This is a genomic window from Saccharothrix mutabilis subsp. mutabilis (assembly GCF_039521145.1).
GTDB classification, from domain to species: domain Bacteria; phylum Actinomycetota; class Actinomycetes; order Mycobacteriales; family Pseudonocardiaceae; genus Actinosynnema; species Actinosynnema mutabilis.
Genome location: NZ_BAAABU010000002.1, coordinates 132274 through 156196 on the forward strand (window position 1 = coordinate 132274; position 23923 = coordinate 156196).

Sequence of the window (23923 nt, forward strand, 5' to 3'; positions counted from 1 at the left end):
GCGGTCACCCCAAAGGGTGACTGAACGGTGACAGGAACTAGGGAGGAACCTGTGCGACCGATCTTCCGAGCGTTGGGCGGTGTCGGCGCGGTGGTGGCGCTCGTCGCCGGCACCGCGTCGGTCGCGTCCGCGGACCCCGCGGACGCGACGCCGCTCGACGCCGACGTCCAGGCGCTCGCCGCGCCGATCGACTGGAAGCCGTGCCCCGAACTGCCCGAGGTGGAGTGCGGCACGCTCAAGCTGCCGATCGACTGGGCGAACCCGCGCGGCGAGAAGTTCGACCTCGCCGTGGCGCGGCGCAAGGCCCTCGACCCCGCCAAGCGGATCGGGGCGATGGTGATCAACCCGGGCGGGCCCGGCGGGTCCGGCGTGAACTTCGCGCTGGGGGCCGACCGGTTCTTCAGCAAGGACGTCCAGGACCGCTTCGACATCGTCGGCTTCGACCCGCGCGGCGTCGCGCGCAGCGCCGCGGTGAAGTGCTCGCTGGAGATGTTGGAGAAGCAGGTGTCGATCTACCCGGCCAACCAGGCCGAGTTCGACGCCCTCGCGCAGTACAACCGCGACCTGGCCGCGGACTGCCGCGAGCACAGCGGTCCGATCTACGACCACGCCGACACCATCGCGGTCACCAACGACATCGACGCGCTGCGCCGCGCGCTCGGCGAGCGCAAGATCAACTACTACGGCGTGTCCTACGGGACGCTGATCGGCCAGCAGTACGCCGAGCGCTACGGCCGCAACATCCGCGCCATGGTCATCGACTCGAACATGGACCACAGCCTGGGGACGTGGCGTTTCAACGAGACCGAGGCGGTGGCGGCGGAGGACGCGTTCACCGAGTTCGTGAAGTGGTGCGAGCGGACCACGTCCTGCGCGCTGCACGGCCGTGACGTGGCGAAGTTCTGGGACGACCTGCTGGCCCGCGCCGACCGCGGCGAGATCACCGCGCCGGGCGACCCGAGCCGCAAGATCCCGGCGGACCTGATCATCGGCAACGCCTTCAGCGCGTTCTACGGCCCGGACTGGGCACCGCTGGCGGAGTGGCTCCTGGCCCTGTCGGGCAGCGGCGCCGCGCCGACGGGCTTCGCGGCCGAGCCGGTGACGGTGAACAACCCGTTCCCGGCGGTGTTCTGCCAGGACTGGGCGATGCGCGTGAAGAACCACCGCGAGCTGGCGGCACTCGTCGCGCGGGCGAACCAGCTGGCCCCGCACATGCGCGGCTCCTCCCTGGGGCACTACGCGATCGCCGGCTGCGTCGGCCTGCCGGAGAAGGTGAACAACCCGCAGCACCGGCTGCGCATCAAGCACGCGCCGAAGATCCTGATGATGAACGCCCTGCACGACCCGGCGACGGGCTACGAGTGGGCCGTCAACGCCCACCGGCAGAGCCGCGACACCACGGTCCTGCTGACCTACGAGGGCTGGGGCCACGGCGTGTACGACCGGAGCGCCTGCACGATGGGGGCGACGGACAAGTACCTGGTCGAACTGAAGGCACCGCGCGACGGCACCCGCTGCGCGGCGGTCGAACCGCAGCCGTCCCTGACGACGGCGGACACGGGCATCTCCAAGCTGCCCGCGGGCCCGAAGCCCGGCCTGCCCGGCTGGCGCGGCTGACCCGCACCACTTCGAACGGGCCGTCCCCGATTCGGGGGCGGCCCGTTCGCCTTCCCGCGCACGGTCCGTCACGACGCACAACCGCACCTCCCGAGCTGGTTGCAGCCGAAAACCGTCCCTTCAAGCGTGCGAAACGTGCCCGTAACACCAGCCCCAGGACAGTTCACCCGCGCGAAACCTGGCACGTGACCGCGCGAAACAGGACGTATCGATGCTCCTCCGCAACCGACGTGCAGTGGAGGTCGACGTGGATACAGGGGACACCGCCTGGTTGCTCACCAGCTCCGCACTGGTGCTGCTGATGACCCCCGGACTTGCCTTCTTCTACGGGGGCATGGTCCGGTCCAAGAGTGTGCTCAACATGATGATGATGAGCCTGGGCGCGATCGGCGTGGTCGGTGTGCTCTGGGTGTTGGTCGGCTACTCCACCGCGTTCGGCACCGATGTCGGGGCCGGCCTGCTGGGCAAGCCGTTCGAGTTCTTCGGCCTGGACGGCCTGCTGGGCAAGGAGGCCCTCTCGGGCACCGTGCCGGCCACCGTCTTCGTCGGCTTCCAGGCCATGTTCGCGATCATCACCGTCGCCCTGATCTCGGGCGCGATCGCGGACCGCGCCCGGTTCGGTCCGTGGCTGCTGTTCGCCGGCCTGTGGGCGCTGCTCGTCTACTTCCCGGTCGCGCACTGGGTGTTCGACTTCGACGGCAAGGACGCCGACGGCAACGTCGTCGACCCCGGCGGCTGGATCGCCAACAAGCTCCTCGCGATCGACTTCGCGGGCGGCACGGCCGTCCACATCAACGCCGGTGCGGCGGGTCTCGCCCTGGCGATCGTGCTGGGCAAGCGCGTCGGCTGGCCCAAGGACCGCATGAAGCCGCACAGCCTGCCGCTGGTCGTCCTCGGCGCCGGTCTGCTGTGGTTCGGCTGGTTCGGCTTCAACGCGGGCTCCGCGCTCGCCGCGAACACCACCGCCGGCGTCACCTTCGTCAACACCCTGGTCGCCACGTCCGCCGCCATGCTCGGCTGGCTCGTGGTCGAGCGCGTCCGCGACGGCAACGCCACCACGCTGGGCGCGGCCTCGGGCATCGTCGCCGGCCTGGTCGCGATCACCCCGGCCTGCTCCGCCGTGACCCCGCTGGGCGCCATCGCGATCGGCGCGATCACCGGCGCGCTGTGCGCCCTGGCGGTCAGCCTGAAGTACCGCTTCGGCTTCGACGACTCGCTCGACGTGGTCGGCGTCCACCTGGTCGGCGGCCTGTCCGGCACCATCCTGATCGGCTTCTTCGCCAGCTCCGCGGCCCCGGCGGGCATCAACGGCCTGTTCTACGGTGGCGGCGTGGACCAGCTGTGGCGGCAGGCGGTGGGCGCGCTGGCCGTGCTCGCGTACTCCTTCGTCCTGAGCCTGGTCCTGGGCTACCTGGTCAAGCTGGTCGTCGGCTTCCGCGCCGACGAGGAGGCCGAGGTCGGCGGCATCGACGAGGCCGAGCACGCGGAGACCGCGTACGAGTTCGGCAGCGGCCTCGGTTCGCGTGGCAACACCAAGCCGAGTGTCGCCGCCGGCGCCACCGCGGTCCTTGAGGGGAGCAACAAGTCATGAAGCTGGTCACCGCCATCATCAAGCCGTTCACCCTGGACGACGTGAAGGCGTCGCTGGAGCAGCTGGGCGTGCTGGGCATGACCGTCAGCGAGGTCCAGGGCTACGGCCGCCAGAAGGGCCACACCGAGGTCTACCGGGGCGCCGAGTACGCCGTGGACTTCGTGCCCAAGCTGCGCGTCGAGGTGCTCATCGACGACGCCGCCGTGGACAAGGTGCTGGACGCGGTGGTCGAGGCCGCCCGCACCGGCAAGATCGGCGACGGGAAGGTCTGGGTGACCCCGGTCGACACGGTCATCCGGGTCCGGACCGGGGAGCGCGGCACCGACGCGCTGTAGAGATGGGGGACGGCCGTATGGACAACGCCGAGGCGGCCGTCGTCACGGCTGACGACCTGGTGCGAGCGAGGGACCGCCTGCTCGCGCCAGGTCGGCGCCGTCTGACGGGGGAGTCGTTGCGCGAGGCGCTGGTGGACCTGCACGAGTTCTGGCTCACCGCGCACGCCTCGCAGGCCGGCGTGGGTGGACCGGGCAGCGGGCTGGCCCTGGTCGCCGTGGGGGGACTGGGCCGGCGCGAGCTGGTGCCGTACTCCGACCTCGATCTGCTCCTGGTGCACAACGGGCACAAGGGCGTGGACGAGGTCGCGGAGAAGCTCTGGTACCCGTTGTGGAACTCGGGGATCGGGCTGGACCACTCGGTGCGCACGGTCGGCGAGGCGCTGCGCGTCGCCGCCGGGGACCTGCGCACCGCGTTGGGGTTGTTGGACATCCGGCACATCGCCGGGGACACCGAGATCAGCGCCCGGCTCGCCGACAGCGCGCGCCAGGCGTGGCGGACGGGCGTGCGGACCCGGCTGGACGAGATGGCCGAGTCGGCGCAACGCCGGTGGGCGCGCAGCGGCGAGATCGCGCACCGTGTGGAGCCGGACCTCAAGCACGGCCGGGGCGGGTTGCGGGACGTGACGCTGCTGGACGCGCTGTCCGCCGCGCAGCTGACCGACCGGCCGTCGGCCGAGGTGAACGAGGCCCGCAAGCTGCTGCTGGACGTGCGCACCGAACTGCGCCGGGTGGCCCGCAAGCCGCGGGACGTGCTGCGGGCGCAGGACGGTGACGAGGTCGCGGCGGCGCTGGGCCTGGCGGACCGGTTCCAGTTGGCGCGCGCGATGTCGTCGGCCGCCCGCACGATCGTGTACGCGGTGGACGTGGCCATGCGCACGGCTCGCGCGGCCGTCCCGAAGCGGGGCTTGGGCGTGTTCGCCCGGTCTCCGCTGCGCCGCCAGCCCGCGCGCCGTCCGTTGGACGAGGGCGTGGTGCTGCACGGCACGGAGGTCGCGCTGGCGAGGGACGCCGTCCCGAGCCGGGACCCGGCGCTGCTGCTGCGCGTGGCCACCGCCGCCGCCCGCAGCAAGCACCCGATCGCGGCGGGCACGCTGGCCAAGCTCGCCGACTCCGCGCCCGAGCTGCGCCAGCCGTGGCCGCGCGAGGCCCGCGAGGAGCTGCTGGCGCTGCTGGGCAGCGGAACGGGCCTGATCGACGTGGTCGAGGCGTTGGACCGCACCGGGTTGTGGGGCCGGCTCTTCCCGGAGTGGGGCGCGGTGCGCGACCTGCCGCCGCGCGACGCCGCGCACGTGTGGACGGTGGACCGGCACCTGGTCCAGGCGACCGCGCACGCCGCCCGCCTGGTCACCCGCGTGTCCCGCCCGGACCTGCTGCTGCTCGGCGCGTTGCTGCACGACATCGGCAAGGGCAGGCAACAGGACCACTCCGAGGTGGGCGCGGCCCTGACCACGCAGGTCGCCGAACGGCTGGGCCTGTGGCCGCAGGACGTCGCCACGCTCACCGCGCTGGTCCGCCACCACCTGCTGCTGCCGCACACCGCGACCCGGCGCGACGTCGAGGACGAGGCGACCGTGCGCCGCGTCGTGGACACCCTCGGCGGCGACCCGGTGCTGCTGGAACTGCTGTACGCGCTGGCCGAGTCCGACGCCATCGCCACCGGCCCGGGCGTGTGGTCGGACTGGAAGGCCTCCCTGGTCGGCGACCTGGTGGCGCGCTGCCGGGCGGCGATGGCGGGCGACCCGCTGCCCAAGCCGGAGCCGTTGGACCAGCGGCAACAGGACCTGGCGGCGGCCGTGCTCGCGTCCGGGAAGCCGGACGTGCTGGTCGACCCGGGCGACCACGCGGCGACCGTCACCGTGGTGGCCCCCGACCGGCCCGGTCTGCTGTCGCGGGCGGCGGGCGTGCTGGCGTTGAACTCGCTGGAAGTCCACTCGGCGGTTCTGGGGGCCCACAGCGTCGATCGTCTTGGGGCAGCCGCGGTGGACGTGTTCACGGTGTCCCCGCGGTTCGGGTCGCTGCCGGACGTGACGCTGTTGCGCGAGCAGTTGACGCGCGCGGTGGACGGGTCGCTGCCGTTGGCGGACAAGCTGGCCGCCAAGGAACGCGACTACGGCGGCCCGCCGCAGGACCCGCCCCCGCCGAAGGTGCTGTGGTTCGACGACGAGTCCTCGGGTTCGGTGGTCATGGAGCTGCGGGCGGCGGACCGCATCGGGCTGCTGCACCACGTGGCCGACGCGCTGGAGCAGTCCGGTGTGGACGTCGTGTGGGCCCGGGTGTCCACTTTGGGCTCGACGGTCGTGGATTCCTTCGCCATCACCACTTCCGGGGTCCTGGACGCGGCCCAGCGCAAGAAGATCGAACGCGCCGTCCTGGTAGCCGCCCGCTGAGGGGATGCGTAGGTCTACGCACAACCGATCGGGGGTGCTCACGCTGCCGTCGGCCCCGCGTCGTTGGGCAGGCTGTCACCCGTGACGCGAGGGGGCTGCCCGGTGCCGGGCGGTGCGGGAGCGTCACCGGCGGAAGACCCGGGGGCGGTCCGTTCGAGGGGTGCAGACCGCCTCCGGGTTCTGCCGGTTCCCGCCGGTTTTCGCCGGCGGTGCCGGGAACTCGGAGGCGTCCGGAACGTCTCTTTAGTATGGAAGCGATGACCGTCGTCGCCGTGGCGCCCCGATCCCTGGTCGTGCTCGCGGGACTGCCCGGGGCGGGCAAGACGACCATGCTCGCCGACGTCGACACCGGCGGCGCGGCGGCCGTGGTGCTGGACTCCGACCAGGTCCGCGGCTACCTGCGTTCCGTGCTGCCCGCGTCCCTCCCCTACCGCTTCTACCGGCCGTTGGTGCACCTGGTGCACCGGCTGCGCATCCTGTGGTTCGCCCTCTTCACCTCGGGGCTGCTCCTGGTCCACGAGCCCTCCACCCGGCCCACCACCCGCGCCGGCCTGGTCGCGGTCGGCCTGGTGAGCGCCCGGCCACGGCACTTCCTGTGGCTCGACGCGACCGCCGAACAGGCGTTGTCCGGGCAGGTCGGCCGCGGTCGGTTGATCCGGTCTCGGTCCTTCAGCCGGCACGTCAGGCGGGCGGATCGGTTGCGCCGCCGGTTCGCCGAGGGGCGTGCCCCGCGGGGCTGGCAGGCGATGACGCTCCTGGCCCGGGGCGACCGCCTGAGGCTGGCCGTGACCTGAGACCGGCTACCCTGGCGGGTGGTCATTGGTCCGACGACGTGCGAGGTCTGACGGCATCGTGTTCAACACCCTTTCCGACCGGCTCACCTCGGTCCTGAACAACCTGCGCGGCAAGGGGCGGCTCTCCGACGCCGACATCGACGCCACCGCGCGGGAGATCCGGGTGGCGTTGCTGGAGGCCGACGTCGCGCTGCCGGTCGTCCGGACCTTCATCGCCAAGGTCAAGGAGCGCGCCAAGGGCGCGGAGGTCTCCCAGGCGCTCAACCCGGCCCAGCAGGTCGTCAAGATCGTCAACGAGGAACTGGTCGCCATCCTCGGCGGCGAGACCCGGCGGCTCAACCTGGCCAAGAACCCGCCCTCGGTGATCATGCTCGCCGGCCTCCAGGGCGCCGGCAAGACCACCCTGGCGGGCAAGCTCGCCAAGTGGCTGCGTGGCCAGGGCCACACGCCGATGCTGGTCGCCTGCGACCTCCAGCGGCCCAACGCGGTCACCCAGTTGCAGGTCGTCGGCGAGCGCGCCGGGGTGCCGGTGTTCGCGCCCGAGCCGGGCAACGGCGTCGGCGACCCGGTGGACGTGGCGCGCCGCGGCATCGAGGAGGCCAAGCGGGCCCAGCACGACATCGTGCTGGTGGACACCGCGGGCCGCCTCGGTGTGGACGAGGAGATGATGCGCCAGGCGATCGACATCCGCGCCGCCGTGCAGCCCGACGAGGTGCTGTTCGTGGTCGACGCGATGATCGGTCAGGACGCGGTCAACACCGCGACCGCGTTCCGCGACGGCGTCGGCTTCACCGGCGTGGTGCTGACCAAGCTCGACGGCGACGCCCGCGGTGGCGCCGCGCTGAGCGTCCGCGAGGTGACCGGCCAGCCGATCCTGTTCGCGTCCAACGGCGAGAAGCTGGAGGACTTCGACGTCTTCCACCCGGACCGGATGGCGTCGCGGATCCTGGGCATGGGCGACATGCTCACCCTGATCGAGCAGGCCGAGCAGGCGTTCGACGCGGAGCAGGCCGAGGCCGCGGCGATGAAGATGGGGTCCGGCCAGCTCACGCTGGAGGACTTCCTGGAGCAGATGCTCACCCTGCGCAAGATGGGCCCGATCGCGAACCTGCTGGGCATGCTGCCCGGCGCGGGCCAGATGAAGGACCAGCTCGCGAACCTGGACGAGAAGCACCTCGACCGCGTGCAGGCGATCATCCGCGGCATGACCCCGGCCGAGCGCGAGGACCCGAAGATCATCAACGCGTCCCGCCGGCTGCGCATCGCCAACGGCTCGGGCGTCCGGGTCAGCGACGTGAACGACCTGGTCAACCGGTTCTTCGAGGCCCGCAAGATGATGTCGCAGATGGCCGGCCGGTTCGGCCTGCCCGGCGCGCGCGGGCCGAAGGGCAAGGGCAAGAAGGGGAAGAAGGGCAAGAAGGGGCGCGGGCCGACGCAGCCGAAGATCCGCGGCGGCTTCCCCGGCATGCCCGGGATGCTGCCCGGCGGCATGCCGCCCGGCATGGGCCAGCTCCCGCCCGGCCTCGACGGCGGTCTCAACGACCTGCCGCCCGGCTTCGACCCGACCAAGTTCAAGTTCCCGAAGTGACCGGCCTGCACCTGCGCGGGGTCGTCCTGCCCGACGGCGGCGACCCGCGCGACCTGTGGGTGGTCAACGGACGGGTGCGCACCCGGCCGGTGCCCGGCGCGCGGACCGTCGTGGACGGCGGCTACCTCGTGCCGGGCCTGGTCGACGCGCACTGCCACGTCGGCCTGGGCCCGGACGGGGCCGTCGACCTGCCGGCGGCGGCGGACCAGGCGCTGCTCGACCGCGCCGCCGGCACGCTGCTGATCCGCGACTGCGGCTCCCCGCTGGACACCCGGCCGCTGCAGGAACGCCTGGACCTGCCGCGGATCATCCGCGCGGGCCGGCACATCGCGCGGCCCAAGCGGTACATCAAGTACATCGGCGTCGAGCTGGAGGACGAGCGCGACCTGCCCGCCGCCGTGGCCGAGCAGGCGGCGCAGGGCGACGGCTGGGTGAAGCTGGTCGGCGACTGGATCGACCGCTCGACCGGCGACCTGGCCCCGCTGTGGTCCGACGACGTGCTGGCCGAGGCGATCAAGGTCGCGCACGAGGCGAAGGCCCGGGTGACCGCGCACGTGTTCGGCGGCGAGGCCCTGCCCGGCCTGCTCGCGGCGGGCATCGACTGCGTCGAGCACGGCACCGGCCTGGACGACGACACGATCGCCACGATGGCCGCCGCCGGCACCGCGCTGGTCCCGACCCTGATCAACATCGAGAACTTCCCGGGCATCGCGGACTCGGGCGCGGAGAAGTTCCCGAAGTACGCGGCCCACATGCGCCACCTCTACGCGCGCAACAAGGCCACGGTCGCGTCCGCGATCGAAGCCGGCGTGCCGGTGTACGCGGGCACGGACGCGGGCGGCGGCATCCGCCACGGCCGGATCGTGGACGAGGTCGCCGCCCTGCACGGCGTGGGCCTGAGCCGGGAGAAGGCGCTCGCGTCGGCTTCGTGGGCCGCGCGGGAGTGGCTGGGCTTCCCGTCGCTGACCGAGGGCGCGGCGGCGGACGTCGTGGTCTACGAGACCGACCCCCGGGTCGACCTGGAAGCCCTGAGGCACCCCAAGCTGGTGATGCTGCGCGGTCGCATCCACTGACCGTGCGGCCGTCAGGGTGATCTTGAGCCCTGCACAGGGTCCGTTCAGCCGGTGCCGCTACGTTCGGACGAGTGGAGGAACGGCGGGACACCGGGCGGGCGCACTGGGGCTTCCTCGCGCTGTTCGTCGGGCTGGGCGGCTACCACCTGTCCTCGCTGGTCTTCACCGCCGTCACGGCCGACCGGTTCGCCGAGGTCGACGTCACCGACCCGCCCGTGCTCGGCCCGTTGCTGCTGCTGGTCTTCCTGCCCAACGTCCTGCTCGGCCTCGGCCCCGTCGTCGTCTCCCGGTGGCGTGGTGACGGTCCGGAGCGGGACTTCGGGCTCATCCCCCACGCGCGTGACATCAAGGTGGGTTTGGCCTGCGGCGGGTTGTCGCTGCTCGCCGCGTGGGTACTCGGAGTCGTGCTGCTCCGCATCAACCGCGACTCCGGTTCCTCGCTGGAGCGGATCGGCGCGTTGAGCGGTGGTCAGTCCATTTGGCTGGCGTGCGCGGCGCTGTTCGTCTTCCTGGGCGCGCCCCTGACGGAGGAACTCCTCACCAGAGGCGCCCTGTGGAGCGCGCTGGAGCACTACAAAGTCCCCAGGTACGCCATCCTGGGCCTCACGGCGCTGATCTTCGCGTTCCTCCACGAAGAGTCGTGGCGCACCATCAGCCTGTTCGCCCAGGGCCTCGCCATCGGGGCCGCCCGGATGATCACCGGGCGGGTCGCGGCGAGCGTCGTGGCGCACGCGGCCAACAACCTCCTCCCCGCCGTCTACCTGTACGTAGGCGCCTCGTAGCTAGGGTTATCGACTGTGAATCCTCCGGATGAACCCCCGACAGGGCTGATCGAGGGCGTGCGCGCCGTCGGCCGTGAGCCGGTGCCCGAGCGCACCGGGCAGCGTTGGGGCTTTGGCGCGTTCCTGCTGGTGGAAGCGGTGTTCGTGCTCTCGGCGGTGTTCATCACCGCGGTCGCGCGCACATCCGGCACCGACATCGGGTCCTCGGTGGCGTTCATCCTGGTCGGCTCGATGGCGCCGACCGTCCTGGCCGCCGTCGTGGCGGTCGTCATCACGCGCGTGCGCGGCAACGGGCCGCTGGTGGACCTGCGGCTGGCGTGGAACTGGGCGGACGTCAAGGTCGGCCTCAAGCTCGGCGCGCTGGGCCTGGTGCTGACCTACCTGGCGGCGCTGGTCTGGTCGCGCGTCGTGGGCGACCAGAACGCCACCTCGGCGATCGGCGAGCTGGTGGACGGCGCGGCGCTCCCGCTGGCCGCCGCCATCGCGATGTTCCTGTACGTGTGCTTCGTCGGGCCGATCTGCGAGGAGCTGATCTACCGGGGGCTGCTGTGGGGCGCGATCGAGCGGCAGGGGTGGAGCCAGTGGGCCGCGTTCGTGCTGACCACCCTGATCTTCGCGGCCAGCCACCTGGAGCCGCTGCGCACGTCCCTGCTGATCGTGATCGCCCTGCCGATCGGCATCGCCCGGCTGATCACCCGCCGGCTCACCGCGAGCGTCGTGGCGCACGTGGTCAACAACTTCCTGCCCGGCCTGACGCTGCTGCTGGTCTCCATCGGGGTGATGCCCACGTGATCGACCTGAACTCCGACCTCGGCGAGGGGTTCGGCATCTGGAAGCTCGGCGACGACGCCGCCCTGCTCGACATCGTGACCAGCGCGAACGTGGCGTGCGGGTTCCACGCGGGCGACCCGTCCACGATGCGCCGGGTGTGCGCGGAGGCCGCCGCGCGCGGGGTCGCCGTGGGCGCGCAGGTGTCCTACCGGGACCTGGCCGGGTTCGGGCGGCGGTTCATCGACGCGGACCCGGGCGAGCTGGCCGACGAGGTGCTCTACCAGATCGGCGCGCTGGACGCGTGCGCCCGCGCGGCCGGGACGCGGGTGTCGTACGTCAAGCCGCACGGCGCGCTCTACAACGCGACCGTGCACCACGACGCGCAAGCGGCGGCCGTGGTCGCGGGTGTGCGGGCGTTCGGGGACCTGCCGGTGCTCGGGCTGCCCGGGTCGCGTCTTCTTCGTCACGCCGCCGACGCGGGCCTGCGGCCGGTGCGGGAGGCGTTCGCGGACCGCGCCTACACCCCCGAGGGCACGCTGGTGCCGCGCACCCGGCCCGGAGCGGTGCTGACCAGCACGGACGCCGTGGTGGAGCAGGTGCTGCGGCTCGCTGAGAAGGGTGAGATCGCCGCCGTGACGGGTGACGTCGTGCCCGTCGAGGTGGACTCGCTGTGCCTGCACGGGGACACTCCCGGAGCCGTCGAACACGCCCGCGCGGTGCGGGCCGCGTTGACCGGATCGGGCGTCGAGGTGGCCCGATTCGTGGTCGAGTGACCCCGTCTGGCAGAATGGTTGGCTGTTCGCCGTGGTCGGTCCCTCTCACCGTGCCCTGGCGCCAAGACCTCTGGGTCCTCCCACCCGTGCCCCACTCGGGTGAGGAGCGCCCGCACGATGCAAGAGAGAGCCTGAGGAGTACCCACACCCGTGGCCGTCAAGATCAAGCTTCAGCGGCTTGGCAAGATCCGTCAGCCGTACTACCGGATCGTCGTCGCCGACGCGCGCACCCGCCGCAACGGCAAGGCCATCGAGACGATCGGCAAGTACCACCCGAAGGAGGAGCCCTCGTTCATCGAGGTCAAGTCCGAGCGGGCGCAGTACTGGCTGGGCGTCGGCGCGCAGCCGACCGAGTCCGTCCAGCGCATCCTGGAGATCACCGGCGACTGGCAGAAGTTCAAGGGCCTGCCGGGCGCCGAGGGCACCCTGAAGGTCAAGGAGCCCAAGCCGTCCAAGGCCGACCTGTTCGCCGCCGCGCTCGCCGCGGCCGGTGACGCGCCGACGACCGAGGCGACCACGCCGAAGAAGAAGGCCGCCAAGAAGGCGGATGAGGCCGAGGCTCCCAAGGACGAGGCGTGAGCTTGTTGGCTGACGCCCTCGAACACCTCGTTCGGGGCATCGTCGACCACCCGGACGACGTCCGGGTGAACCTGGTCACGACCCGGCGCGGTCGCACGCTGGAGGTCCACGTCCACCCGGACGACCTCGGCAAGGTGATCGGCCGCTCCGGCCGCACCGCGACCGCGCTGCGCACCGTGATGGCCGGCATCGGTGGTCGTGGCGTGCGCGTCGACGTGGTCGACACCGACCGCTGAGCGCGCGCATGGACGTCGTCGTCGGCCGCGTGGCCAAGGCGCACGGCATCCGCGGCGAACTCGCCGTGGACGTGCGCACCGATTCACCCGAGCAGCGGTTCGCCGCGGGCTCGGCGCTGGTCGGCAAGCTGCGCGACGGCACGCGTCGCACCCTCACCGTCGCAGCCGCCCGGAACCACTCCGGGCGGCTGCTGGTGCGTTTCGAGGAAGTCCTGACCAGGGACGTCGCGGAACTGCTGCGCGGCACGCTGCTGTTCGTCAGCACCGAGGACCTGCCGCCGACCGACGACCCGGACGAGTTCTACGACCACGAGCTGGAAGGCCTGCGCGCCGAACTGCTCGACGGCACGCTCGTGGGCACCGTCCAAGAGGTCGTGCACGGTCCCGCCGGGGAGCTGCTGGTCATCAAGCGGGACGGCGGCGAGGTGCTGGTCCCGTTCGTCAAGCAGATCGTGCCCACGGTCGACGTGCCCGGCAAGCGCGTCGTGCTCGACCCGCCCGAAGGCCTGCTCGATGCGGATTGACGTCGTCACGATCTTCCCGGAGTACCTCGACCCGCTGCGCGCCGCGCTGCTCGGCAAGGCCATCGACAAGGGCCTGATCAGCGTCGATGTGCACGACCTGCGCAAGTGGACGCACGACGTGCACAAGGCGGTCGACGACAGCCCGTACGGCGGCGGTCCGGGCATGGTCATGAAGCCCCAGGTGTGGGGCGACGCGCTTGACGAGGTGTGCGCGGGGGAGAAGCCGCCGCGTCTCATCGTTCCCACGCCCGCCGGGCGCCCCTTCACGCAGGCTTTGGCGCACGAGTACGCCGCCGAAGAGCGTTTGGTGTTCGCGTGCGGCCGTTATGAGGGCATCGACCAGCGTGTGGTGGACGACGCGTCCCGCCGCATGCGTGTGGACGAGGTGTCCATCGGCGACTACGTGCTGGTCGGCGGCGAGGTCGCCGTGCTGGTGATCGTGGAAGCCGTGGTCCGGCTGCTGCCCGGTGTCCTGGGCAACCCCGCGTCCGCCGCGCAGGACTCCTTCTCCGACGGCCTGCTGGAAGGCCCCTCCTACACCCGCCCCGAGGTGTGGCGCGACCTCGCGGTGCCCGACGTGCTGCGCTCGGGCAACCACAAGGCGATCGACCGCTGGCGTCGCGACCAGGCGCTGCGCCGCACGTGGGAGCGCCGCCCGGACCTGCTCGCCGCCCTCCCCGAGGGCGCGCTGGACAAGCACGACCGCAAGCTGCTCGACGACCTGCGCTGAGCCCCGATTTCGTCGCCGACAGCCCCGTCTGGCACACTGGACAGGTTGCTGCACCCGGGTAGCCCGGTGTGCGCTTTGAGCCCGCCCCCATGCACGTGTGCTAGTTGAGATGGCACGTGCCTCTGGGGAAGTGAATGAAACGTAGAGGACGGACCATGAACACCCTGGACGCTCTTGACGCCCAGTCGCTGCGCTCCGACATCCCGAGCTTCCGGCCGGGCGACACGCTGAAGGTCCACGTCCGCGTCATCGAGGGCAACCGCGAGCGCGTCCAGGTCTTCCAGGGCGTGGTCATCCGCCGCCAGGGCGGTGGCATCCGCGAGACCTTCACCGTCCGCAAGGTCTCCTTCGGCGTGGGCGTCGAGCGCACCTTCCCGGTGCACTCCCCGAACATCGCGGAGATCGAGGTCGCCTCCCGCGGCGACGTGCGTCGCGCGAAGCTGTACTACCTGCGCGACCTGCGCGGCAAGGCCGCCAAGATCAAGGAGAAGCGCGAGGCCAAGCCGGCCTCCTGACGCCGGATTCACGCGTTACCGATAGCCTGCCCCACGTGGCAGAACCCGTGCACCGCTCCGCCGGCGAAGACGGTCAGGAACCCGACGCCGAGCCCACCGAGGGCTCGGCGTCGGGCGAGCAGCCCCAGGGCAAACCCCAGAAGAAGAAGCCCCCGCTGTGGCGCGAGCTGCTCGTCCTGGCGGCGACAGCCCTGGCGCTGACGTTCCTGATCCAGACGTTCCTCGCGCGGGTGTACGTCATCCCGTCGGCGTCGATGGAGCGGACGCTGCACGGCTGCACCTCCCCGTGCTTCGGCGACCGGGTCCTGGTCGACAAGCTGGTCTACGACTTCGGCGAGATCGAACCGGGTGAGGTCGTGGTGTTCCGCGGCCCCGAGGCGTGGGGCCAGAACGACTTCCAGTCGCCCCGGTCCGACAACCCCGTCGTGCGCGGCTTCCAGGGCCTGATGTCCCTGGTCGGCCTCGCGCCGCCGGACGAGCGCGACTTCGTCAAGCGCGTCATCGCGGTGGGCGGGCAGACCGTCGAGTGCTGCGACGACCAGCACCGCGTCAAGGTCGACGGCAAGCCGCTGGACGAGCCGTACATCTACTGGCAGCCGGGCACCGGTCCCGAGGACCACGAGCCGTTCGCGCCGGTCAAGGTGCCCGAGGGCCACCTGTGGGTGATGGGCGACAACCGCACCAACTCCACCGACTCGCGCCGGCAGGGCGGCGGCGGCGTCAACGGCGTCGTGCCCGAGGAGAACGTGATCGGCAAGGCTCGCGTGATCGTGCTGCCGCCGTCGCGCTGGCAGGGCATCGGCGACCACAACCCGCAGGCCGTGGCGCTGGGCGCGCCCGCGTGGCAGTCCGGGGTCCCGCTGGGCATGGGCCTGCTCGGGGCGTTCCCGCTGGTGTTCTTCGGCAAGCGGCTGCGGCGCCGGTTGACCAGGTCCACACAGGGTTGATCGGTACGCTGGGCCGGTGGTAGACGTCGCACCTTCGCACGGCCCCTCCGACGAGGACTCGTCTCGTGCCTCCGACGAGGAGAAGATCGAGGCGTGGCGTCGGCGCGCCCGCAAGAAGGAGAAGAAGAAGGGCTCCTTCTGGCGTGAGCTGCCGGTCCTGATCGTCGTGGCGGTCGGGCTCGCGTTCCTGATCCAGACGTTCCTGGCGCGGGTCTACATGATCCCGTCGGAGTCGATGGAGCAGACGCTGCACGGCTGCACCTCGCCGTGCTTCGGCGACCGGGTGCTGGTGGACAAGGTCACCTACAACTTCACCGACCCGGAGCCGGGTGACGTGGTGGTCTTCCACGGCCCCGACGCCTGGATCAACCAGGAGTTCGCGCCGGTGGAGCCGAGCAACCCGGTGGTCGGGTTCTTCCAGGGGCTGGGTTCGCTGGTCGGGGTGCCGACGGCGAACAAGGAGGACTTCGTCAAGCGGATCGTGGCCGTCGGCGGGCAGACGGTGTCGTGCTGCGACAACCAGAACCGCGTGCTGGTCGACGGCAAGCCGCTGGACGAGCCGTACCTGTACTGGGAGCCGGGCCGCGGGACGTCGCAGGACTCGTTCGCCGAGGTCAAGGTGCCCGAGGGGTACCTGTTCGTGCTGGGCGACAACCGCAATGACTCGTGCGACTCGCGGTGCCAGGCGCGGGACAAGGGTCCGCAGGCCGGGCTGGTGCCGGTGGACAACGTCGTGGGCAAGGCGCGGGTGGTCGTGCTGCCGCCGTCGCGGTGGCAGGGCATCGGCGACCACAACCCGCAGGTCGTGGCGTTGGGCGCGCCCGCGTGGCAGTCGGCCGTGCCGCTGGGCGTTGGCCTGCTGGGGGCGTGGCCGGTGCTGTTGGTGAGCCGTCGCGTCCGCGCCCGCGTCCGGTTGTTCCGCGACCGCCGTGGCTGAGGCCGGCACGCGCGGTCCCGGCCCGTGGCGGCTGGGATAAGGTCGGGTGGTGATCCGCAAGCCGCCTCGCGCGCAGGTACGGCAGACCGCGGGCATCTGGGCGTTCCAGGCCGCGTTGGACCGGCGCGGCCTCGGCCCGGTGGCCGGGGTGGACGAGGCCGGGCGCGGTGCGTGCGCCGGGCCGCTGGTGATCGCCTCCTGCGTGCTCAAGCCCGGTGACGCCGCGCGGTTCGAGGGCCTGACGGACTCCAAGCTGCTCACCGCCGCCGCCCGTGATCGCATGTACGACCTGGTGCTCAAGCGCGCCGTCGACTACGCGGTGATCGTGGTGCCCGCGGCCGAGGTGGACCTGATCGGCGTGCACGTGGCGAACATCGAGGGCATGCGGCGGGCCGTGGCGCGGTTGTCCGCGCACCCCGGTTACGTGTTGACCGACGGGTTCCCGGTGCCGGGCCTGACCGCGCCGAACATGCCGGTGGTCAAGGGCGACCGGGTGGCGGCGTGCGTGGCCGCGGCGTCGGTGCTGGCCAAGGTCACCAGGGACCGCATCATGACGTCGCTGCACGACGAACACCCCGTGTACGGGTTCGACGTGCACAAGGGCTACAGCACCGCCGAGCACCAGGCCGCGCTGCTGGAACACGGGCCGAGCGCGGAGCACCGCTGGTCGTATGCGAACGTGGCGTCGGCGGCGGCCCGGCACGGGTTGACCGCGCCGCACCGGGTGGCGCGCGACGTGCTTTCCGCCGCCGTGGTCCAGAATGGAACATCGCCGCAGACCAGCGGTGGCAGGCTCGCGACGAGGAGGGGCGCGGACTCGATGAGCACGACCCGCGCGGAGGCGTAATGAGTGCAGAGGATCTCGAAAAGTACGAGACCGAGATGGAGTTGTCGCTGTACAAGGAGTACCGCGACATCGTCAGCCAGTTCTCGTTCGTCGTGGAGACCGAGCGGCGGTTCTACCTGGCCAACTCGGTGGACGTGCAGGTCCGCAACGCGGACGGCGAGGTCTACTTCGAGGTGCGGATGTCCGACGCCTGGGTGTGGGACATGTACCGACCCGCGAGGTTCGTGAAGAACGTGCGGGTGATCACCTTCAAGGACGTGAACGTCGAAGAACTCGACAAGCCCGACCTGCGCCTGCCCGAGGACGGCCCGTTCAACTCCTGACCCGCCGCTCCGCTTGCGGAAGGGGTCCACCCGATCGGGTGGACCCCTTCTCCTTTTTCCGCCTTCCGAGCGCCAGTTGTCCACAGCCCTGAAGTTGTCCACAATCCCGGATTCGCTGCCGGCGCATCCCTTCCCTCCTCCGCCACAGTCGAGGCACACCACTCGACACCCCCGGAGGCGGAAATGAGCACGCGGGAACTGGGCAAGCGCGGCGAAGACCTGGCCTGCCGGTACCTGGAAGAGCAGGGCCTGGTGGTCCTGTCCCGCAATTGGCGCTGCAAAGCCGGCGAACTGGACGTCGTGGCGACCGATCGCGAACAACTGGTCGTCTGCGAAGTCAAATGCCGTTCGGGAACCACCCACGACCACCCGCTGGAAGCGGTGACCCCGGAGAAGCTGGGCCGAATAGGCGACCTGGCCCGCCGTTGGCTGAGGGCCCACGGCCTGGGCTGGCTGCGCATCCGGTTCGACCTCATCGGCATCCTGTGGCCGCCCACGGGCCCGGTCCGGCTGCACCACGTGCGAGGAGCCTGAGATGGCACTGGCACGAGCGTGGTGCGTCGCCCTCTTCGGGGTGGACGGCGTGCCGGTGGAGATCGAGGCCGATGTGGGCGCGGGCGCCGTGCTCACCAGGCTCATCGGCCTGCCCGACACGGCACTCCAGGAGTCGAAGGACAGGGTGCGCGCGGCCATCCGCAACAGCGGGCACGAGTGGCCAACCCAACGGGTCACCCTCGGCCTGTCGCCCGCCTCGCTGCCGAAGGTCGGTTCCAGCTACGACCTGGCCTTGGCGTGCGTGGTGCTGGCGGCCTCACAAGCGGTCCCCGCGGAGCGCCTGGAAGGCACGGTCCTGCTCGGCGAGCTGGCCCTGGACGGCCGGGTCCGCTCGGTGCGCGGCGTCCTACCAGCACTCCTCGCGGCCCGCCGCGCCGGCCTGCCCCGCGCGGTGGTCCCGACAGCATCCCTCCGCGAAGCAGCCCTGGTGGACGGCCTCGACCTGTACGGGGCGGATTCACTGGGCGACCTGCTGCGCTGGCTGGGCGGCGACTCGACGGCCTTGCGCGACCCGCCGCCGTTCACCCCGGCGCAGCCGCCGCCCGGTCCGGACCTGGCCGACGTGGTGGGTCAGCCGGAGGCCAGGTGGGCGCTGGAGGTCGCTGCGGCGGGCGGGCACCACGTCCTGCTCACCGGCCCACCCGGCACCGGCAAGACGATGTTGGCCGAACGCCTGGTGAGCCTCCTGCCGCCGTTGGGCCCGGAGGACGCGCTGGGCGTCACGGCGGTCCACTCCGTCGCCGGACTCCTCACACCGGAGACACCACTGGTCGCCACACCACCGTTCGTCTCCCTGCACCCGTCCACCTCCACGGTGGCCCTGGTGGGCGGCGGCTCCGGCTTGGCGAAACCGGGCGCGGTCAGCCGGGCGCACAAAGGAGTCCTCTTCATCGACGAGGCCTCGGAATTCGGTCCCACGAAACTCGACGCCCTGCGCACGGTCCTGGAAGAAGGAGAGGTCCGAATCGCGAGGAGGGACGGTGTGGCGCGCTATCCGGCCCGCTTCCAACTCGTATTGGCCACGAATCCATGCCCTTGCGCGCCCGCGAAGGACATCGACTGCACCTGTCTGCCGGGCGTCAGGCGCCGCTACCAATCAAAACTCTCCGGCCCACTCCTGGATCGCGTAGACCTGCGCGTTCTCATGCGTCCGCTCACCGTGATGATGGATGCCGGTCTCCCGGAACCGGAATCCACGGAAACAGTCCGCGAACGCGTGGCCAACGCCCGCGCCCGTGCCCATGCCCGCTGGTCCCGCCACGGCTGGCGCACGAACGCGGAGGTCCCGGGTCCCGTCCTCCGCCGCGAATACCGCCTGCCGAGGCAGGCGACCTCCCTGCTCGACCGAGCCCTGTCCCGGGGAGCGCTGACCGGCCGAGGCGCGGACCGCTGCCTGCGCGTCGCCTGGACCCTGGCCGACCTGGCCGGGACCGACCTGCCCACCGAGGACCACGTGGCGGCGGCCCTCGAATTCCGAGAACGGAGAAGCGCATGACCAGCCCCAACACCTGGCGCGTACGCCAAGTAACCCCCAAGCCACACCACCACCCACCCCCACCGGACACCGCCCGCGAAGGCCCCTACGCAGGCCGTCCAACCCTCCGCCGCCTACACCCCGCCACCCACACCTGGACGCTCGGCTACCCAGGCACCCGAATAGCCGCCCGAACCCCCGCTCACCACACCTCCGCCCGCACCGCCGACACCGGAAAGGCCGACACGCCATGACCACCGACTGCAACCCGCCGAACTGCCCCTGCAACCCCCACCACCGAAGCCGGCGCCCCACCCGTCAACTCCCCGACAGCCGCCCTTCCTGCCCGTGCGAGGCCACCCACCCACGCACGTGCCGCAGATGCTCGGCCGCCAGCCACAGCACCACAGCCAGCCACAGCAACACGGCCGGTCCGCACAGCAGCAACGCAGGCGCGCACTCGTCGGGTGAGAGCGGTCAGTCGTCCCTCGACGGGCGTGGCAGGTGTGCGTGTCGGGCCGACCGTGGTGGTCGGTGTTGGTGGGCGGTTCGCCGTGGTGGGTGGCCGTTGTGCGCCGGGGGCTGTGGGCCGTGTTCGGGTGGCGAGTGCGCGTTCGGTGGAGGTGGGCCGTGAGCGGTGGCGACGTTCGGCTCGCTCGGGCCTACCTCTCGCGGGTCGCCGAGCCGCCGGCACCCGCGTTGAGCGAGTTCGTCGCCGAGTGCGGGCCGGTCGAGGCCGCGCGGCGGGTTCGGTCCGGGGACGTGCCGGGTTCCGTCGCCAACCAGACCTCCGCCCGGCGCGGCGAGTACCGGGCCGAGGAGGACCTCGCGGCGGTCGAGGAGATCGGTGGTCGGCTGGTCGTGCCCGAGGACGACGAGTGGCCCGAGTGGCCGTTCAACGCGCTCACCATCGCCGCCGCCCACGGGCTCCGGTGCGGCCTGGCTCCGCTCGCCGTGTGGGTGCGGGGGAGCGGGGACCTCGCCGCGCTGACCGAGCGGTCGGTCGCGGTGGTGGGCAGTCGGTCGGCGACCGGGTACGGCCAGCACGTCGCGGCCGAGTTCGGGTTCGGGCTGGCCGAGGCCGGGGTGACGGTGGTGTCCGGGGCCGCGTACGGCATCGACGGCGCTGCTCACCGGGGCGCGCTGGCGGCGGGTGGTCCGACGATCGCCGTGCTCGCGTGCGGGGTCGACATCGCCTACCCGGCGGGCCACCAGGGACTGCTCGAACGCATCCCGCGGCACGGTCTCGTGGTGAGCGAGTACCCGCCCGGCTGCCGGCCCGCCCGGTACCGGTTCATCACGCGCAACCGGCTCATCGCGGCCCTCGGCGAGGGCACGGTCGTGGTCGAAGCCGGGCGGCGCAGCGGGGCGAAGAACACCGCCGCCTCGACGTCGGCGCTGGGACGGGTGCTGATGGCGGTGCCCGGGCCGGTCACGTCCTCGACGTCGTCGGGCTGCCACGAGCTGCTGCGCTCCGGCGAGGCGCAGCCGGTGACCAGTGTGGCCGAGATCATCGAGTCGACCGGACGGCTCGGTGTCGATCTCGTCGAGGCCACGCGGAACACCGAAGTCGGACTTCCACAGGGCGAGGCGCTGCGCGTCTACGAGGCGTTGGGCCTGCGGTCGGGCACGAGCGCGGAGGCGATCTCGATCGAGTCCGGGGTCGAGCTGTCCCGCGTCCGCGCCCTGCTGCCCGAACTGGAGCTGATCGACTTGGCCGAGCGGGTCGACGCGGGCTGGAAGCGCTCCCACGAGGGGAGTTCGCGTGGCGATACTTGACCAAGTCCGCCCGAGAGCGCAGCGTCAGGGTCTATGTCCCCGCCGCCGCCCGCTCGGACACCCCGCATCGACCTTGTCGGCCTGCGCCGCGAACTGCCCGAGGACGTGGCAGCCGTCGTCGACCGCTACGAACGCCACCTCGCGGTGGAACGCGCGCTGTCCCCGCACACGGTCCGCGCGTACCTCGCCGACGTCGTGGCCCTGCTCGTCCACCTCGCGTCCGGCACGCCCGGCGACGTCGCGGTGGAGGCCGTCGACCTCGCCGGACTCCGCTCGTGGCTGGCCGCCCAGCACGCGGCGGGCGCGAGCCGGACCACGCTCGCCCGGCGCGCGGCCTCCGCCCGCGCGTTCACGGCGTGGGCGACCCGCGCGGGCCTGTTGGCGACCGACCCGGGCCCGCGCCTGGCCGCGCCGCGACCGCACCGGACGCTGCCGACCGTGCTCCGTCCGGAGCAGGCGAAGGCGGCGATGACAGCAGCGGGAGTAGGTGCGGAACAGGGCGATCCGGTTGCGCTGCGTGACCAAGCCGTGGTGGAGTTGCTCTACGCCACAGGTGTTCGGGTCGCCGAGCTGTGCGGCCTCGACCTCGACGACATCGACTACTCCCAAAGGGTGATCCGGGTTCTGGGCAAGGGCAGGCGCGAACGCACCGTGCCGTTCGGCGTTCCGGCTGAACGGGCGGTACGGCGCTGGGTGGAACAGGGCCGGTCGGCGCTGGTCAGCGACCGTTCACACCGGGCGCTGTTCCTCGGTGCGCGCGGCGGTCGGCTCGATCCGCGTACCGCCAGGCGGGTTGTTCACGATGTAGTGGGTGCGGTACCGGAGTCGGCCGACACCGGCCCGCACGGTCTGCGGCACTCGGCGGCCACGCACCTGTTGGAAGGGGGAGCGGACCTGCGCACCGTCCAAGAGCTGCTCGGTCACGCTACGCTCGCAACGACCCAGCTCTACACACACGTCACCGTCGACCGGTTGAAGGCGATCCATGACCGAACCCACCCCCGCTCCTGACGTCGCAGGGGGAGGTTCGCGGACCGCAACCGTGACCTCTCCTGCCGCCGCGCACGTCGGGACCTCGTCGAAGGCGCCCGCGACGGCCGCGCCCGAGCCGACCGGGACGAACGGTCACGCAGCCTCCGACGACACCCGGCGCAACGGCCACCCCCACCCCCGCGCCGAAGCCGCCGCCCGAGCCGAAGCCGCCGACCGCGCCGAGACCGAGGGCGACCCGCTCGCCGCCGACCCGGCTGCCCGCGACCAGGCCGCCCGTGGAGTGGCGGCTCATGATCGGGCCGCCGGTCCGGCCGCTCCCGTCCTGGCCGCGCTCGCCGCGACCGCTCTCGACCCAGCCGCCCACGACCTGCCAACCTCGGACCCGATGGCCGACGACGACGCGGTGATCCCACCGTCCGCACGCCCCGCCCACCCGGCCTCGGAGTCGCGCACCGCCGACGACGTGGAAGCCGGGATCATCGCCCTCTGGCACACCTACGGCCAGTCCCACGACCAGGCGCTGCGCGACCGCCTGGTCCTGCACTACGCGCCGCTGGTCAAGTACGTCGCCGGCCGCGTCGGCACCGGCCTGCCCGCGCACGTGGACGTCGCCGACCTCATCCAGTCCGGCATCTTCGGCCTGGTCGACGCCATCGAGAAGTTCGAACCTGAACGCGGGCTGAAGTTCGAGACCTACGCGATGCAGCGCATCCGGGGCGCGATCCTCGACGACCTGCGCTCGCAGGACTGGGTCCCGAGATCGGTGCGCAGCCGCGCCCGGGACGTCGAACGCGCCCTCGAACGGCTCGGTGCCCGCCTCCAGCGCACGCCGACCGACCGCGAGCTGGCCGCCGAGCTCAAGATCGGCCTGGCCGAGCTGCGCGAGCTGTACGCCCAGCTCCAGCTCACCAGCGTCGTGGCGCTGGACGAGCTGATCGCCGCCGGTCGCAACGCCGGTGGCGCGGGCGCGTCGCTCGCCGAGTCCCTGCCCGACGAGGGCGCGGAGGACCCGATCGCGACCCTGGTCGACCAGGACAGCCGCCGCCAGCTCGCCGACGCGATCGCCCAGCTCGCCGAGCGCGACCGGGTCGTCGTGACGCTGTACTACTTCGAGAACCTGACGCTCGCGGAGATCGGCAAGGTGCTGGGCGTGACCGAGTCGCGGGTCTGCCAACTGCACACCCGGGCGGTCCTGCGCCTGCGGACGAAGTTGAACGAGCAGCTCGACTCCTAACCCGGCGGACCGGTCGGCAGCAGGCGGACGCGCGTGGCCGACAGGAGCCGCAGCGGGTCCAGGTACGTGCGGCCGGCCTTGGGCGTTGTTCGGTGCGCGCCCCAGTGGAGGCACGTCGTCGGGCAGCCCTCGTGGCCGGGGGTGAGGGTGGCTATCGGGGTTCCGCGGGTCACGGCGCGGCCGGTACCGACCGTCGGAGTGACCGGTTCGTAGGTGGTCCGGATGCCTCCTGCGTGGGACAGCGTGACCACCTGGCGGTCGGCCACCTGGCCGGTGAAGGTCACCGTGCCGTCGGCTGCCGCCAGGACCGGGGCGCCGGCGGGGGCGGCCAGGTCCACGCCCCGGTGGCCCGGGCCGTAGGGGGTCGCGGGGGCGTGGAAGGGCCGCAGCACCGTGTGGGGTGGCGCTAGTGGCCAGGCGTAGCGCGGTGGGCGGGCTGTCGCGGGTGCTGCGCAGGTCAGGAGGGTCGTGAGGACCACGGCCACGGTGATGGACGCGGTGCCTGCGGCGGCCGGGCGGAGGGCTGCGGTGGCTGGGCG

The 23923-nt window shown here is 72.0% G+C and carries 25 protein-coding genes; 24 read left to right on the plus strand and 1 reads right to left on the minus strand.

The window, feature by feature from the left end; genetic code table 11:
- Positions 1-51 precede the first annotated feature (51 nt).
- The 24 genes from ABD126_RS04395 to ABD126_RS04510 all read left to right on the plus strand — a co-directional run bounded on the left by ABD126_RS04395 (position 52) and on the right by ABD126_RS04510 (position 23384).
- A complete protein-coding gene (locus tag ABD126_RS04395; protein WP_343932326.1) occupies positions 52-1617 on the plus strand; it encodes an alpha/beta hydrolase in 1566 nt (521 codons plus the stop codon).
- Between the two features lie 247 nt (positions 1618-1864).
- Entirely contained in the window at positions 1865-3208 is a 1344-nt protein-coding gene (locus tag ABD126_RS04400) for an ammonium transporter (RefSeq protein ID WP_343932327.1), read from the plus strand.
- The gene (locus ABD126_RS04405; protein WP_309113990.1) at positions 3205-3543 is read left to right on the plus strand and encodes a P-II family nitrogen regulator; all 339 of its coding nucleotides are present in this window, start codon (positions 3205-3207) and stop codon (positions 3541-3543) included. The genes ABD126_RS04400 and ABD126_RS04405 overlap by 4 nt, the downstream gene beginning before the upstream one ends.
- Positions 3544-3560: 17 nt before the next feature.
- A complete protein-coding gene (locus tag ABD126_RS04410) occupies positions 3561-5930 on the plus strand; it encodes a [protein-PII] uridylyltransferase (RefSeq protein ID WP_343932328.1) in 2370 nt (789 codons plus the stop codon).
- A gap of 257 nt (positions 5931-6187) precedes the next feature.
- The gene (locus ABD126_RS04415) at positions 6188-6724 is read left to right on the plus strand and encodes an ATP-binding protein (RefSeq protein ID WP_343932329.1); all 537 of its coding nucleotides are present in this window, start codon (positions 6188-6190) and stop codon (positions 6722-6724) included.
- A 58-nt stretch (positions 6725-6782) separates the two neighbouring features.
- Complete coding sequence (ffh, locus tag ABD126_RS04420) at positions 6783-8312, plus strand: signal recognition particle protein (RefSeq protein WP_343932330.1); 1530 nt, start codon at positions 6783-6785, stop codon at positions 8310-8312.
- Positions 8309-9385: an amidohydrolase family protein gene (locus ABD126_RS04425; protein WP_343932331.1), complete on the plus strand. Its 1077-nt coding sequence runs from the start codon at positions 8309-8311 to the stop codon at positions 9383-9385. The genes ffh and ABD126_RS04425 overlap by 4 nt, the downstream gene beginning before the upstream one ends.
- Before the next feature lie 71 nt (positions 9386-9456).
- A complete protein-coding gene (locus ABD126_RS04430; RefSeq protein WP_343932332.1) occupies positions 9457-10167 on the plus strand; it encodes a CPBP family intramembrane glutamic endopeptidase in 711 nt (236 codons plus the stop codon).
- A gap of 15 nt (positions 10168-10182) precedes the next feature.
- Complete coding sequence (locus tag ABD126_RS04435) at positions 10183-10959, plus strand: CPBP family intramembrane glutamic endopeptidase (RefSeq protein ID WP_425542733.1); 777 nt, start codon at positions 10183-10185, stop codon at positions 10957-10959.
- On the plus strand, positions 10956-11711 hold the full coding sequence (locus ABD126_RS04440; protein ID WP_343932333.1) for a LamB/YcsF family protein: 756 nt from the start codon (positions 10956-10958) through the stop codon (positions 11709-11711). The genes ABD126_RS04435 and ABD126_RS04440 overlap by 4 nt, the downstream gene beginning before the upstream one ends.
- Before the next feature lie 150 nt (positions 11712-11861).
- The gene (gene rpsP, locus ABD126_RS04445) at positions 11862-12290 is read left to right on the plus strand and encodes a 30S ribosomal protein S16 (protein WP_343932334.1); all 429 of its coding nucleotides are present in this window, start codon (positions 11862-11864) and stop codon (positions 12288-12290) included.
- The gene (locus tag ABD126_RS04450; RefSeq protein ID WP_015104447.1) at positions 12287-12526 is read left to right on the plus strand and encodes an RNA-binding protein; all 240 of its coding nucleotides are present in this window, start codon (positions 12287-12289) and stop codon (positions 12524-12526) included. The genes rpsP and ABD126_RS04450 overlap by 4 nt, the downstream gene beginning before the upstream one ends.
- 8 nt (positions 12527-12534) lie before the next feature.
- A complete protein-coding gene (rimM, locus tag ABD126_RS04455; RefSeq protein WP_343932335.1) occupies positions 12535-13050 on the plus strand; it encodes a ribosome maturation factor RimM in 516 nt (171 codons plus the stop codon).
- Positions 13040-13780: a tRNA (guanosine(37)-N1)-methyltransferase TrmD gene (gene trmD, locus ABD126_RS04460; protein ID WP_343932336.1), complete on the plus strand. Its 741-nt coding sequence runs from the start codon at positions 13040-13042 to the stop codon at positions 13778-13780. The genes rimM and trmD overlap by 11 nt, the downstream gene beginning before the upstream one ends.
- Before the next feature lie 155 nt (positions 13781-13935).
- Complete coding sequence (gene rplS, locus ABD126_RS04465) at positions 13936-14295, plus strand: 50S ribosomal protein L19 (RefSeq protein WP_309113981.1); 360 nt, start codon at positions 13936-13938, stop codon at positions 14293-14295.
- Between the two features lie 35 nt (positions 14296-14330).
- On the plus strand, positions 14331-15242 hold the full coding sequence (gene lepB / locus ABD126_RS04470; RefSeq protein WP_343932337.1) for a signal peptidase I: 912 nt from the start codon (positions 14331-14333) through the stop codon (positions 15240-15242).
- Positions 15243-15258: 16 nt separating this feature from the next.
- Positions 15259-16179, plus strand: a complete 921-nt coding sequence (lepB, locus tag ABD126_RS04475; protein ID WP_425542734.1) for a signal peptidase I — start codon at positions 15259-15261, stop codon at positions 16177-16179.
- 49 nt (positions 16180-16228) lie between these two features.
- Positions 16229-17026, plus strand: coding sequence for a ribonuclease HII (locus tag ABD126_RS04480; RefSeq protein ID WP_425542735.1), 798 nt, complete (start codon positions 16229-16231; stop codon positions 17024-17026).
- Positions 17026-17349: a DUF2469 domain-containing protein gene (locus tag ABD126_RS04485; protein ID WP_015104440.1), complete on the plus strand. Its 324-nt coding sequence runs from the start codon at positions 17026-17028 to the stop codon at positions 17347-17349. The genes ABD126_RS04480 and ABD126_RS04485 overlap by 1 nt, the downstream gene beginning before the upstream one ends.
- Positions 17350-17532: 183 nt before the next feature.
- A complete protein-coding gene (locus tag ABD126_RS04490; protein ID WP_343932338.1) occupies positions 17533-17883 on the plus strand; it encodes a YraN family protein in 351 nt (116 codons plus the stop codon).
- Position 17884: 1 nt separating this feature from the next.
- A complete protein-coding gene (locus ABD126_RS04495) occupies positions 17885-19399 on the plus strand; it encodes a YifB family Mg chelatase-like AAA ATPase (protein WP_343932339.1) in 1515 nt (504 codons plus the stop codon).
- A gap of 609 nt (positions 19400-20008) precedes the next feature.
- On the plus strand, positions 20009-21157 hold the full coding sequence (dprA, locus tag ABD126_RS04500) for a DNA-processing protein DprA (RefSeq protein WP_343932340.1): 1149 nt from the start codon (positions 20009-20011) through the stop codon (positions 21155-21157).
- 33 nt (positions 21158-21190) lie between these two features.
- Positions 21191-22168 carry a tyrosine recombinase XerC gene (locus tag ABD126_RS04505; protein WP_343932341.1) on the plus strand — a complete coding sequence of 326 codons (978 nt, stop codon included), beginning with the start codon at positions 21191-21193 and terminating at the stop codon, positions 22166-22168.
- 367 nt (positions 22169-22535) lie between these two features.
- Positions 22536-23384 (plus strand): FliA/WhiG family RNA polymerase sigma factor, encoded by an 849-nt coding sequence (locus ABD126_RS04510; protein WP_343932950.1) that lies wholly within the window; start codon positions 22536-22538, stop codon positions 23382-23384.
- On the opposite strand, the gene ABD126_RS04515 is transcribed toward ABD126_RS04510, so the two are convergent.
- On the minus strand, positions 23381-23776 hold the full coding sequence (locus ABD126_RS04515; RefSeq protein ID WP_343932342.1) for a M23 family metallopeptidase: 396 nt from the start codon (positions 23774-23776) through the stop codon (positions 23381-23383). The genes ABD126_RS04510 and ABD126_RS04515 overlap by 4 nt on opposite strands.
- Positions 23777-23923 lie beyond the last annotated feature (147 nt).